This is a genomic window from Cellulomonas sp. C5510 (assembly GCF_019797765.1).
Lineage (GTDB): Bacteria > Actinomycetota > Actinomycetes > Actinomycetales > Cellulomonadaceae > Cellulomonas.
This window is the reverse complement of sequence record NZ_CP081862.1, coordinates 2,707,943-2,720,436: the sequence shown is the minus strand read 5'-3', so window position 1 is coordinate 2,720,436 and position 12,494 is coordinate 2,707,943. Positions and strand designations below refer to the sequence as shown.

Here is a 12,494-nt window from a genome sequence, read left to right as displayed (position 1 = left end):
GCACGACGTGATCGAGGTTGACGTGACCCGCACCATCACGACCCCGCGCCCCCGGCGCCGCACCGCCGGCCTCGCCGCTGCCGTGGCCGTCGCCGGCCTGCTGCTGTCCGCCTGCTCGGGCGGGGGCGACGACGACGCGGCCGGTTCCGGCGACGACGCGGGCGAGTCCTTCGACGCGGTCAGCGTGCAGCTGTCGTGGCTGAAGAACCAGCAGTTCGCCGGCGAGTACCTCGCGGTCGAGGACGGCCTCTACACGGACGCCGGCTTCCCGGAGGTCACGCTGACCGCGGGCGGCTCGTCGGCCACCAGCGCGGAGGCCGCGGTCGCGACCGGCCAGGCGTTCGTCGGCCTGTCGTCCCCGCTCATCACCGCCCCCGCGATCCAGGGCGGCGCGGAGCTCAAGATCGTCGGCGCCACCTACCAGCGCAACCCGTTCGCCCTCGTGTCCGGCGCCGACGCGCCCATCACCGGGCCGGACGACCTCGCGGGCAAGACCGTCGCCGTCTCCGACTCGAACACCCTGGTGTGGAACGCGTTCCTCGCGGCGAACGACATCGACCCGGCCGACGTCACGACGGTGCCGCTGTCCGACACCTCGATGCTCACCACCGGCCAGGTCGACGGGTTCATCGGCTACACCACGACGGGTGCCGCCGCCCTGGAGGCAGCCGGGTTCCCCGCGACCGAGTTCCTGCTCGCCGACGAGGGGCTGCCGATGGTCGGCGAGGTGCTCGTGACCTCGCAGCAGGCCATCGACGAGCAGCCCGAGCAGCTCAAGGCGTTCCTGCTCGCGACGGCCGAGGGCTGGCGTGCGGCGCTCGACGACCCGGAGCGTGCGGTCGACCTCACCGTCAACACCTACGGCAAGGACCAGCAGTACGACGCCGACGCGATCACGCTGTCGTTCGAGCGGCAGGCGACGCTCATCGAGTCCGACGACACCGCGGCGAACGGCCTGCTGACCATCACGGACGAGCTGCAGGAGGGCACCATCGCGTCCCTCGCCTACGCGGGCATCGACATCGCCGCCGACGATCTGTTCGACCTGTCGCTGCTCGACGAGGTGTACGCCGAGAACCCGGACCTGCTCTCGTGACGTCCTCCCCCCTGTCCGCACCCGTCCCCGCGCAGCCGGCCCCCTCGGCCGCGGGGGCGGGTGCGCCCACGTCCGCGCCCGGCATCGAGATCACCGGCCTGAGCAAGGAGTTCCGCTCCGGCCGGCGCACGGTGACGGCCCTGGAGGACGTGAGCCTGTCGACGCCGCGCGGGTCGTTCCTGTCGCTGCTCGGCCCGTCCGGCTGCGGCAAGTCGACGATCCTGCGGATCCTCGCGGGCCTCGAGACGCCGACCGCCGGCACCGTCGCGGTCAACGGCACCCCCGTCGCGCCCGGCAAGCGCGCGGACGGCATGGGCATCGCGTTCCAGGACCCGGCGCTGCTGCCGTGGCGGTCCGTGCAGAAGAACATCCGGCTGCCCCTGGAGATCCAGAAGCGCCGCGACGACGGCATCGTCGACGAGCTGATCGACCTGGTCGGCCTCCGCGGGTTCGAGAAGGCCCGCCCCGCGCACCTGTCCGGCGGCATGCGGCAGCGCGCGTCCATCGCCCGGGCGCTCGCGGTCCGGCCGGACTTCCTGCTGCTGGACGAGCCGTTCGGCGCCCTGGACGACATGACCCGCCAGCGCCTGAACTTCGAGCTGCAGCGGATCTGGACCGAGCGCTCCGCGACGACGCTGATGGTCACGCACGGCATCGCGGAGGCGGCGCTGCTGTCCGACGTCGTGGCCGTGATGTCCGCCCGCCCGGGGCGCATCGTCGAGGTCGTCGAGATCCCGTTCGAGCGCCCCCGGACGCCGGAGATGATGCGGACGCCCGAGTTCCACGAGGTGGTCGACCACCTGTCCGGGCTGCTGTTCGCGCCCGGCGGTGCCGGCACGAAGGGCGACGAGTGAGCGACGTCGCCGCCCGGTTCCGCGGCGCGCTGGCCCGCCCGTGGGTCGGCGGCACCGTGGGCATCGTCCTGCTGCTGGCCCTGTGGTGGGCGATGACCGCGAACCTGGAGAACAGCACCTCGTTCCCGTCGCCGGTGGACGTGGCCCGCTCGGCGGTCGCGGACGGCTGGCCGTTCTACGAGGCGAACGTGGTCCCGACGCTGACGCGCGCCGCGCAGGGCTACCTGTGGGGCAACCTCGCGGGCCTCGCGCTGGCCGCCGTCGTGCTGGTGGTGCCGCGGCTGGAGGACGTCATCACCCAGCTCGGCGTCATCTCGGCGTGCCTGCCCGTGACGGCGATCGGCCCGATCGTCATGGTGATCTTCGGCGGCCGCGCCTCGGCGATCTTCCTGGGCGCGCTGCTGGTGTTCTTCACGACCCTCGTCGGCGCCATCCTGGGGATGCGCTCGGCGAGCCGCAGCTCGCTGGACCTCGTCACCGCGTACGGCGGCGGCCGGTGGACGCAGATCCGCACGGTCCAGCTCATGTCGGCGCTGCCGGCGATCGTCACCGCCCTGCAGGTGGCGGTCCCGGCAGCGCTGCTCGGAGCCGTCGTCGGGGAGTACCTCGGCGGCATCGACTCGGGCATCGGCGTGGCGCTCAACGCGGCGCAGCGCCAGATCCAGCCGGACCGCGTGTGGGCGCTGAGCATCCTGGCCGGGCTGATCGCGCTCGGCGGGTACGCGCTCGTCGGGCTGGTCGGGCGGGTCCTGACCCCGTGGGCGTCGGAGCGTCGGTCGTGACCGGCGGCACGGGGCGGTTCGTCGCCCGCCGGGCCGCCACGCTCGCGGCGGCCGTGGTCGTCGCGCTCGGCGTGTGGGTGGCCGTGCTCGCGGCGTTCGACGTCAGCCCGCTCATCGGCAAGCGGCCGTGGGACGTGTACGCCTACGTCGTCACGGCCGAGGGCGCCGCGGACCACCGCGCGACCATCGCCGCCGACCTCGCGGTGACCGTCCGGGACGCCGGCATCGGGTACGTCGTCGGTCTCGCCGCGGCGTTCCTGCTCGCCGTCGTGTTCTGCGTGTCGCCGGTGCTGGAGCGGATCGTCATGCCGACCGCCATGGTGCTGCGCTCGATCCCGCTGGTGGTGCTGACCCCGCTCATCACGCTGATCTTCGGCATCGGGCAGGCGGGCGTGACGGCCATCGTCATCCTCGTGGTGTTCCTGCCGGCGCTCGCGAACATCCTGTACGGGCTGCGCAGCGTCTCCGGCGAGCACCGCGACCTGGTGCTCGCGTACGGCGGCTCGTCCTGGACGGTGCTGCGCAAGGTGGCCCTGCCGGCGGCCGTGCCGTCGACGCTGGCCTCCGCGCGGATCGCCGTCCCGTCGGCCGTCACGGGCGCGATGATCGCGGAGTGGCTGTCCACCGGCGAGGGCCTCGGCGGCGCGATCTCCAAGGCGGCCGGCTCGTTCGGGTACGACGCGATGTGGGCGTCCGCGATCACGGTGGCCGCGGTGACGATGCTCGCCTACGCGGTGCTGAGCGTCGTCGACGCCGTGGTCACCGAGCGGATGGGGCAGCTCACGTGACCGACGTGACGCTGGTGCTGCGCGGGGGGACCGTCGTGGACGGCACCGGCGCGGCGCCGGTCGTCGCGGACGTGGCGCTGGCCGGGGACCGGATCGCGGCTGTCGGACCGGGTCTCGGCGCCCCGGCAGGCGCCCGGGTGCTCGACGTGCGCGGGCTCGTGGTCGCCCCGGGGTTCGTGGACGCGCACACGCACTCCGACGTCGTGCCGTTCATGGCCGAGCCGCAGCCGTTCAAGGTGCTGCAGGGCGTCACCACGGAGGTCGTGGGCAACTGCGGCAACTCCGCCGCCCCGCTGGTGGACGAGCGGGCGGTCGAGCTGCACCGGCCGATCTCCAGCACGGTCGCCGCGGGTGTCGCGGGGCACTGGAACCAGCCCCGCACGTTCGCGGGGTACCTGGACGCCGTCGAGCGGTACGGGCCCACCAACCACGTCGCGTCCCTGGTCGGGCACAGCACGCTGCGGATCAGCGCGAACGGCATGGCCGAGCGGCTGGCCCCGGGCGCCCTCGACCGGATGGTCGCGCTGGCGGAGGACGCGTTCGCCGAGGGGGCCTTCGGGCTGTCGAGCGGCCTGATCTACGCGCCCGGCGTGTACGCGGACACCGACGAGGTCGCAGCGCTCGCCGCCGTCGCCGCCCGCTGGGGCCGCCCGTACGCCACCCACATGCGCGACGAGGGCGACGGCCTCGCCGACTCGCTGGGCGAGACGTTCGACGTCGCCCGGCGCACCGGCGTGCGGGTGCAGGTGTCGCACTGCAAGGCGGCGGGGCGCCGCAACCACGGCCGCGCGGGCGAGCTGCTGGCAGCCCTGCGGGCGGCGCGCGCCGAGGGCATCGACGTGCACGGCGACGCCTACCCGTACACGACGGGGGAGAGCTTCCTCACCGCGCTGCTCCCGGCCGAGGCGCAGGTGGGCGGGCGCGCGGCGCTGGTGGCCCGGCTGTCCGACCCGGCGGCCCGCGCGGCGCTCCGGGCCCGGGCGCTGGCGGGCGGACCGGGCGCCGGGTCGTGGACCCAGACGACGCCGGGCGGCGTGCTGCTCAGCATGCACGCGGAGACCGCGCTGCTCGGGCGCAGCGTCGCGGACGTCGCCGCCGAGCGCGGGCTCGACCCGTGGGACGCCCTGTGCGACCTGGTGCTGGCCGACCCGGGCGCGATGATGGTCTACGAGCTGATGGCCGAGGCGGACGTCCGGGAGATCCTCGCGGACCCGCTGGTCGCCGTCGGCTCGGACAACTCCGTGCCGGTGGGCAACGCGCACCAGCGCGGCTGGGGGTGCTTCCCGACCGTGCTCGGGCGGTACGTCCGCGACCTCGGTGTCCTCGACCTCCCGGAGGCGATCCGCTCCATGACCTCGCTCGCCGTCGACGCGCTCGGGCTGCCCGGCCGCGGGCGCCTGCTGCCGGGACTGGTCGCGGACGTCGCCGTGGTCGACCCCGCCACCGTGGGGCACGCCGGGACCCCGCAGCGGCCGTGGGAGCGGCCGACGGGGGTGCGGTACACCGTGCTCGCGGGGCGGGTCGTCGTGGAGGACGGGGAGTTCACCGGCGTGCGTGCCGGGCGGGTGCTGCGCGCGGGCCGGCCCGAGCGACCGTCGCCCCGGGGCGCGGCGGCGTGACGGGGCGCCGCGTGGAGGTCGGACCCGGGGGCCGCGGGGACCGCACCATCGCGGACCTCGAGCTGCCCGCGATGGTGCTGCACGACGCGGCGATCGACCGGAACGTCCGCGTCATGGCCGACTGGTGCCGCGCCGCGGGCGTCGCGCTGGCCCCGCACGCCAAGACGCACATGTCCCGCGACCTCGTGCGGCGCCAGACCGAGGCGGGTGCCTGGGGGTTCACCGCGGCGACGCCCGCGCAGGTCCGGACCCTGACGGCGTGGGGCGTGCGGCGCGTGCTGCACGCGAACGTGCTGGTCGACGCGTCCGCCATCCGGTGGGTCGCCTCCGAGCTGCTGACCGCCGACGCCGCCACGGAGTACCTCTGCTACGTCGACAGCGAGGCGGGGCTGGACCTGCTGCTCGCCGAGCTCGCGTCGCTGCGGCCCGCCCGGGCGCTGCCGCTGCTCGTCGAGCTCGGGTTCGCGGGCGGCCGGACGGGCGTGCGGGACGACGCCGCCGCACTCGCGCTGGCCCGGCGGGTCGCGGCGAGCCCCCACGTCCGGCTCGCCGGGGTGTCGGCATTCGAGGGGCTCATGCCCGCGGGCGACGACCCGGGCGCCCCGCGCGGAGCGGTCGAGCTGCTCGGCCGGGTGCGGGCGCTGGTCGGCGCGATCACCGCCGAGGGCCTGGTCGCGGGCGTGCCCGTCGTCACCGCCGGCGGGTCCTCCTACCCCGACCTGGTGCTGCGCGAGCTCGCCCCGGCCCGCTGGGACAGCCCCGTGACGACCGTGCTGCGGTCCGGCTGCTACGTGACCCACGACCACGGGGTGTACGAGCGGACGTCCCCGCTCGGCTCCGGGCGCGGGGACGGCACACTGGTCCCGGCGTTCGAGCTGCGCGCCTCCGTGCTGTCCCAGCCGGAGCCCGGCCTGGCGATCGTCGGCTTCGGCCGCCGCGAGGCCCCGACGGACGACCGGCTGCCGCGCGTGCTCGGCGTGCCCGGCCAGGAGGACCGCGACGTGACCGGCTGGGAGGTCACCGGCGTCAACGACCACCACGCGTTCCTCCGGGTCCCGCCCGGGACCGACCTCGCGCCCGGGACGGTGCTGCGCCTCGGCATCAGCCACCCCTGCGGCGCGTTCGACCGCTGGCGGCACCTGCCGCTGGTCGACCTCGACGGCCGCGTGGTCGGCGAGATCACGCCCGCCCTCTGACCGACTCCCGCGAAAGGCCCCTGCATGTCGCACCACGCCGACCCCGAGCACGTCCTCGACGGCCTCCCGCTGTGGGACGGCGACCGGGAGGTGGGGCCCGCCCGGCTGACCTGGTCCGGGGACCGCATCCTCGGCGTCGAGGAGGCGCCCGCCCGGCACACCGACCTCAGCGTCATCCCGGGGCTCGTCGACACGCACGTGCACCTCGGGTACGCGGCCGGCGCGCCCGCGGCCGACCCGTCGGCCTGGCCGATCCTCACCCCGCCGGAGGAGCGGTCGCTGCACGTCGCCGCGAACGCGCTGCGCTGCGCCCGGGCGGGCGTCACGACGCTGCGCGACCTCGCGGCGGACTCCGTGCAGCTCGCGGTCGGGCGTGCGTTCGACGCCGGCGTGCTCGCCGGGCCTCGGCTGCTGTCGCACGGGCAGGTCGGCATGACCGCCGGCCACGGGGACCTGTTCGTCCCGCCGCACTACCCGCACCGCCCGCCCACCGCGGACAGCCCGGACGAGTGCCGCAAGCTCGTGCGGGTGTGGGCGCGCTCCGGGGCAGCCGGCGTGAAGATCTACACCTCCGGTGGCGTGCTCTCGATGGGCGACAAGGTCGGCTGGCGCAACCAGACCCGCGACGAGATCCGCACGACCGTCGACGAGGCGCACGCGCTCGGCATGCTGGTCGCCGCGCACACGCACTCGGTGGAGGGGCTCGACATCGCGCTCGCGGAGGGCGCGGACTCGATCGAGCACGGCACCGCGATCGCCGAGCACCACCTCGCCGCGCTGCTCCAGCGGGACCTGCCCGTCGCCCCGACGCTGCTCATCAACGACATCATCGCCGAGGCGCGCCGTCCGGTCTCCGCCGAGGCGCAGGCCAAGGCCCGCGACGTCGTCGCGCTGCGGGACGCCGGGTTCGCCCGTGCCGCCGAGGCCGGCGTGCGGTTCGTGCTCGGCACCGACGCGTCCGGGCAGTTCGTGCAGTTCGGGGACCAGATGGAGGAGGTCCGCCAGATGGCGGCCATGTTCGGCTGGTCCGCCGAGCGCACCCTGCGGTCCGCCACGTCCGACGCCGCGGACGCGATCCGGCTCGGGTCCACCACGGGGCGCCTGCGGGCCGGGCTCGGGACCGACTTCGTGGTGCTGCGCGGGCGGCCGTGGGAGGACGTGTCGGCGCTGCGCGTCGAGAACATCGTGGCGGTCGTGTCCCGCGGGCGCGTCGTGGCGGGGACCCTGCCCGGCTGACCCCGCGGGGTGGCGGACTGCCCGGCGGCGCGCGACGCTGAACAGGCGGGACACCACGAGGACAGGGGTGAGCACGGTGCGTGACAGCTACGACTACGTCATCGTCGGCGCGGGCATGGCGGGGGACGCCGCCGCGCGCGGCATCCGCGAGGTCGACCCGGACGGGACGATCGCGGTGGTCGGCCGGGAGCCGACCGCCCCGGTGACCCGGCCGGCCCTGACCAAGAAGCTCTGGACGGACCCGGAGTTCACGTTCGACCAGGTGTGGCTGCACACCGCGGAGGACACCGGGGCCGAGCTGCTGCTGGGGGAGTCGGTCGTCGCGGTCGACGTCGCCGGCCGCACGGTCACCACCGACGCGGGCATCACGCTCGGGTACGGGCGGCTGCTGCTCGCGACGAGCGGGCACCCGCGCCGGGTCGGCGGCCTGGAGGACTCCGGCCGGGTCCTGTACTTCCGCACCGTCCGCGACTACGAGCGGCTGCGCGACCTCGCAGGCGGCGGCCGGCACGTCGTCGTGGTCGGCGGCGGCTACATCGGCACCGAGCTGGCGGCCGCGCTGGTGCAGAACGACACCCGCGTCACGCTCGTGCACCCGGCCGCCACCCTGACCGGGGGGACGTTCCCCGCGGGGCTCGCCGAGCACCTGGAGCGGATGTACGTCGAGCGCGGCGTCGAGGTGCTCGGCGGCGCGCGGGTCGCGTCCGGGACGTCCGGGCCGGACGGTGTGACGGTCGTGCTGGAGGACGGCCGGGAGATCGCCGCCGACGCCGCCGTGGTCGGCGCCGGCATCGAGGTGGAGACGGACCTCGCGCGGTCCGTCGGGCTCGACGTGGACGACGGCATCGTCGTCGACGACCGGCTGCGGACCTCCGACCCCTCGGTGTACGCCGCGGGCGACGTCGCGCAGTACCCGGACCGCATCCTCGGGCGCCGTCGCGTCGAGCACGTCGACAACGCCACGACGATGGGCCGGCAGGCCGGCCGGAACCTCGCCGGTGCCGACGAGCCCTACGACCACACGCCGTTCTTCTACTCCGACCTCTTCGACGCGGGCTACGAGGCCGTCGGCCGGCTGGACTCCTCGCTCGAGACCGTCGAGGACTGGCACGTCGAGCCCTACGACACCGGCGTCGTCTACTACCTGGACGGCGGGCGGGTCGCGGGCGTGCTGCTGTGGAACGTGTGGGACGCGACCGACCGGGCGCGCGAGGTCATCGCGCACCAGACCGACGTCACGCCGGAGGCGCTGCGGGGGCTGATCCGCTGACCGCGGGGGTGTGCACCGGACGAGCCCGGCCCGGGTCCTGGCACCCAGCCCGGTCGGTCGGGACCCGCCGGACGTGGCATCGTGGGAGCACGAGACAACTCCGTCCCTCCCGGAGGTGCCGCATGCCGCTGTCGCTCGTCACGGCCCTGCGATCCGTCACGGGCGCGCACCGCGCCCAGAACCAGGACGCCGCAGGCTCCGCGACGGGCTACGCCTTCGTCGCCGACGGCGTCGGCGGCCACGCGGGCGGCGACGTCGCGTCCTGGACGGTGACGCACCGGCTGATGGCCGTGCTGCGCGCGACGGACGCCGGCCGGTGGAGCGACGAGGACCTGCGGGAGGCGCTCGCCGTCGCGAACGCCGACCTCGCGGTGCGGGTCCGGCGCGAGCCCGGGCTGACCGGCATGGCGACGACGTTCACCGGCATCTTCTGCGGCGAGGACACGATGCGGGTGCTGCACATCGGCGACTCCCGCGCGTACCTGGTGCGCGACGGCGTGGGGCGCCGCGTCACCCGCGACGACTCCCTCGTGCAGCTGCTCGTCGACAGCGGGATCCTCTCCGCGGCCGACGCCGCGCAGGACCCCCGCCGCAACGTGATCCTGCACTGCCTGGCCGGCGACGCCGCCGACGCCACCCACACCACGCTGCTCGAGGTCGACGCCGAACCGGGCGACCGGTGGCTCATGGCCACCGACGGCCTCACGGACTACGTCCCGGAGGACCGGGTGCTCGCGCTGCTGCGCGACGCGGCGTCCCCTGAGGCCGCCGCGGAGTCCCTGGTCGCGGCTGCCCTGGAGGCGGACGCGTGGGACAACGTCAGCGTGGCCGTGGCGGACGTGGTCGCAGGCGAGGCGCCGGAGGCCGGGGCTGCTGCGCACGTCGCGGGCTCGGCGGCGGACGAGGCGCTCGGGGCGGTGCTCGACCTGACGCGCTGACCGGTCCGGTCACCCGCCCCGCCCGCTCGTGCGAGCGACGTCGAAGTTGCAGCAGATGCGGGGTTCGACGCCCGGAACCCCGCATCTGCTGCACTCTCGACGGCCCTGCGGATCGAGGGTGGGCGAGGGATCTGCTCGGGGCGGATCTGCTGCGCGCAGATCTGGGGGGCCGGAGTACTCGGGCGGTGCGAGCGTGGCGGGACCCGACACCCAGGAGGTTCCCGTGCCCAGCACCGCCACCACCCCACCGACCCGAGCCTTCGACGACGACCTCGCCGCGCGGCTGCTGCACCAGCGCATCGTCGTGCTGGGGCAGGAGGTCGACGACGCCGTCGCGAACCGCGTCTGCGTGCAGCTCCTGCTGCTGTCCGCCGAGGACCCGCGGCGCGACATCGCGCTGTACATCAACTCGCCGGGCGGGTCGATCAGCGCGGCGCTCGCCATGTACGACACCATGCGGCTGATCCCGAACGACGTCGCGACGCTCGCGATGGGGCTCGCGGCCAGCGCCGGGCAGTTCCTGCTGAGCGCCGGCACGCCCGGCAAGCGGAACGTCATGGCGCACGCCCGCGTGCTCATGCACCAGCCGTCGGGCGGCATTGGCGGCACCGCGGTCGACATCGCGATCCAGGCGCAGAACATGGCGCACACCAAGCGGACCATGCAGGCCCTCATCGCCGAGCACACCGGGCAGTCCGTCGAGACCATCGAGCGCGACTCCGACCGGGACCGCTGGTTCACCGCCGAGGAGGCGCTGGCCTACGGGTTCGTCGACCGGGTGGTCACGCGCCTGGACGACGTGCGGCCGGACGCGACTCTGCACCGGGCGGGTCTGTGATGGCCGGCCAGTACACGGTGCCGGTGGTCGTCGAGCAGCGGCCGACGGGGGAGCGGCACGCCGACGTGTTCTCACGGCTGCTGTCGGACCGGATCATCTTCCTCGGGACCGAGATCGACGACGGGGTCGCGAACGTCGTCATCGCGCAGCTGCTGCACCTGCAGTCGGAGGACCCGGACCGGCCGATCCACCTGTACCTGAACTCGCCGGGCGGGTCCGTGACGGCGCTGCTCGCGATCTACGACACGCTGCAGTACGTGCGGCCCGACGTCGCGACGTTCTGCCTGGGGCAGGCGGCGTCCGCGGCGGCGGTGCTGCTCGCGGCGGGGACGCCGGGGCAGCGGCACGTCCTGGAGCACGCGCGGGTGCTGCTGCACCAGCCGTCGGGCGGCGGCCAGGGCACGGCCGCCGACCTCGAGCTGCAGGCCGCGGAGATCCTGCGGCTGCGCGGGCAGGTGGACGAGATCCTCGCCCGGCACACCGGCCGCACCGTGGAGCAGCTCCGCGTCGACACCGACCGGGACCTCGTGCTGACCGCCGCGCAGGCCGTCGAGTACGGGATCGCGGACGCGGTGGTGACGACCGTCAAGCGACCGCGCGCGGCGGCGGCCTGACGACGACGGTCCGCGGGCGGCCCGCGAGGCTGCCCGCGGGCCGGTCTCAGGCGGCCAGCAGCACGGGCGTGCGGGCCGGGGCGCGCAGCGGCACCACGGGCGCCGGCATCCCGGGGGCCGCCGGGCCGAGCGGCCGGTCGGGCGATGCCGTCAGGTCGAGCACCGCGTGCCCATCGGCGCGCGCGAGCTGCGCGTACGCCTCGCCGACGAGGTCGACGATGCGCAGGCCCAGCGCCCGGCACACGGCGGCGATCACCTCGGACGACGCCTCCTTGCGGCCGCGCTCGACCTCCGACAGGTACGGCACCGACACGCGGGCGGCGTCGGCGACGTCGCGCAGCGTCCGGCCCTGGCGCTCGCGGTGCCGTCGCAGGATCGCGCCGACGAGGACGCGCAGGGGCGGCTCGGGTCGCGGCCGGGTCGTGCGCGGAGTGGCGGGGAGCTGGGGCACGGGGCACCTCCTGCGGGTCCCGGCCACGGTAGCCCGCGCACCGGCTGCGGCGCGGGCGCGTCGTTCTGCCGTCAGCAGACGGGAACCGGACCGCGCGACGGGTCGGCGTCGAGCGCGCTCCAGGGGCCTCGTCGCCCAGGCCTCCCGGTGGCTGCGCCGGGCGTCGTGGGGGCGCGGGTCGTCTCGCCCGGTCAGGACGCTTCCACCGCCGCGAGCAGCTCGCGCAGCATCGCGTCGATCTCCCGTCGGCGGCGCGCCGGGATGCCGGCGAGCAGATGCTGCTCGGCGGCGAGCCCATCGGCTACGGCCTGGTCCACCATGTCGACCCCCCGGTCGGTGAGGCTGATGCGCAGGCCGCGCCGGTCGGCGGGATCGGGGCTGCGCCGCACGAGCCCGGCGCGCTCCAGCCGGTCGAGCCGCTGCGTCATGCCGCCGGTCGTCAGCATGAGGGTGGCCGACAGCGCCGACGGGGACAGGTCCCCGGCGCCGCCGGCGCGCCGCAGCGTCGCCAGCACGTCGAAGTCGCCGCGCGTCAGGTGGGAGCGGGCGTAGGCGGCGGCGGTCGCGTCCCCGCCGGCGCGCGCCAGGCGGAAGATCCGACCGAAGATCCCCATGGCCTCGGTGTCGAGGTCGGGCCGCTCGCGGGCCCACTGCTCGAGGATGTGGTCGACGCCGTCGGGCGCGGGGCGGTCGGGGGTGTCCGCGGGTCGGTCGGTCGCCATGGACGCAGTCTGCCACTCGCTCTCTTGACAGTCACTTGGCAACAAGTAACTTAGAGGGTAAGCAATGAGAGGCGAGCGCTGTCGTCGAAC

At 75.3% G+C, this 12,494-nt stretch carries 13 protein-coding genes; 11 read left to right on the top strand and 2 right to left on the bottom strand.

The genetic code is table 11. The annotated features are described in order from the left end of the window. The first annotated feature begins 22 nt into the window (after positions 1-22). The 11 genes from K5O09_RS12515 to K5O09_RS12465 all read left to right on the top strand — a co-directional run bounded on the left by K5O09_RS12515 (position 23) and on the right by K5O09_RS12465 (position 11,231). Positions 23-1,096, top strand: a complete 1,074-nt coding sequence (locus K5O09_RS12515) for an ABC transporter substrate-binding protein (RefSeq protein WP_222169847.1) — start codon at positions 23-25, stop codon at positions 1,094-1,096. Beyond that, positions 1,093-1,950, top strand: a complete 858-nt coding sequence (locus K5O09_RS12510; protein WP_255595385.1) for an ABC transporter ATP-binding protein — start codon at positions 1,093-1,095, stop codon at positions 1,948-1,950. The genes K5O09_RS12515 and K5O09_RS12510 overlap by 4 nt, the downstream gene beginning before the upstream one ends. Then, positions 1,947-2,732 (top strand): ABC transporter permease, encoded by a 786-nt coding sequence (locus K5O09_RS12505; RefSeq protein WP_255595384.1) that lies wholly within the window; start codon positions 1,947-1,949, stop codon positions 2,730-2,732. The genes K5O09_RS12510 and K5O09_RS12505 overlap by 4 nt, the downstream gene beginning before the upstream one ends. Further along, positions 2,729-3,520: an ABC transporter permease gene (locus K5O09_RS12500; protein WP_222169846.1), complete on the top strand. Its 792-nt coding sequence runs from the start codon at positions 2,729-2,731 to the stop codon at positions 3,518-3,520. The genes K5O09_RS12505 and K5O09_RS12500 overlap by 4 nt, the downstream gene beginning before the upstream one ends. Beyond that, positions 3,517-5,139 carry an amidohydrolase family protein gene (locus K5O09_RS12495; protein ID WP_222169845.1) on the top strand — a complete coding sequence of 541 codons (1,623 nt, stop codon included), beginning with the start codon at positions 3,517-3,519 and terminating at the stop codon, positions 5,137-5,139. Before K5O09_RS12500 ends, K5O09_RS12495 begins: the two co-directional genes overlap by 4 nt. Positions 5,140-5,150: 11 nt before the next feature. Continuing rightward, positions 5,151-6,335 carry an alanine racemase gene (locus tag K5O09_RS12490; RefSeq protein ID WP_222169844.1) on the top strand — a complete coding sequence of 395 codons (1,185 nt, stop codon included), beginning with the start codon at positions 5,151-5,153 and terminating at the stop codon, positions 6,333-6,335. A gap of 24 nt (positions 6,336-6,359) precedes the next feature. Next, complete coding sequence (locus K5O09_RS12485) at positions 6,360-7,571, top strand: amidohydrolase family protein (RefSeq protein ID WP_222169843.1); 1,212 nt, start codon at positions 6,360-6,362, stop codon at positions 7,569-7,571. A 67-nt stretch (positions 7,572-7,638) separates the two neighbouring features. Then, complete coding sequence (locus K5O09_RS12480) at positions 7,639-8,841, top strand: NAD(P)/FAD-dependent oxidoreductase (RefSeq protein ID WP_255595383.1); 1,203 nt, start codon at positions 7,639-7,641, stop codon at positions 8,839-8,841. A 122-nt stretch (positions 8,842-8,963) separates the two neighbouring features. Continuing rightward, complete coding sequence (locus K5O09_RS12475) at positions 8,964-9,779, top strand: PP2C family serine/threonine-protein phosphatase (RefSeq protein ID WP_222169842.1); 816 nt, start codon at positions 8,964-8,966, stop codon at positions 9,777-9,779. A 223-nt stretch (positions 9,780-10,002) separates the two neighbouring features. Further along, a complete protein-coding gene (locus K5O09_RS12470) occupies positions 10,003-10,617 on the top strand; it encodes a ClpP family protease (protein WP_222169841.1) in 615 nt (204 codons plus the stop codon). Then, complete coding sequence (locus K5O09_RS12465; RefSeq protein ID WP_222169840.1) at positions 10,617-11,231, top strand: ClpP family protease; 615 nt, start codon at positions 10,617-10,619, stop codon at positions 11,229-11,231. The genes K5O09_RS12470 and K5O09_RS12465 overlap by 1 nt, the downstream gene beginning before the upstream one ends. A 46-nt stretch (positions 11,232-11,277) precedes the next feature. On the opposite strand, the gene K5O09_RS12460 is transcribed toward K5O09_RS12465, so the two are convergent. Both K5O09_RS12460 and K5O09_RS12455 read right to left on the bottom strand, forming a co-directional pair. After that, complete coding sequence (locus tag K5O09_RS12460) at positions 11,278-11,682, bottom strand: helix-turn-helix domain-containing protein (RefSeq protein WP_222169839.1); 405 nt, start codon at positions 11,680-11,682, stop codon at positions 11,278-11,280. Positions 11,683-11,873: 191 nt separating this feature from the next. Then, complete coding sequence (locus tag K5O09_RS12455; protein WP_222169838.1) at positions 11,874-12,404, bottom strand: MarR family winged helix-turn-helix transcriptional regulator; 531 nt, start codon at positions 12,402-12,404, stop codon at positions 11,874-11,876. Positions 12,405-12,494: the final 90 nt, after the last annotated feature.

Coding starts and splice junctions, on each gene's coding strand:
- K5O09_RS12485 (WP_222169843.1), top strand. CDS start 6,360: ATGTCGCACCACGCCGACCCCGAGCACGTCCTCGACGGCCTCCCGCTG.
- K5O09_RS12475 (WP_222169842.1), top strand. CDS start 8,964: ATGCCGCTGTCGCTCGTCACGGCCCTGCGATCCGTCACGGGCGCGCAC.
- K5O09_RS12465 (WP_222169840.1), top strand. CDS start 10,617: ATGGCCGGCCAGTACACGGTGCCGGTGGTCGTCGAGCAGCGGCCGACG.
- K5O09_RS12455 (WP_222169838.1), bottom strand. CDS start 12,404: ATGGCGACCGACCGACCCGCGGACACCCCCGACCGCCCCGCGCCCGAC.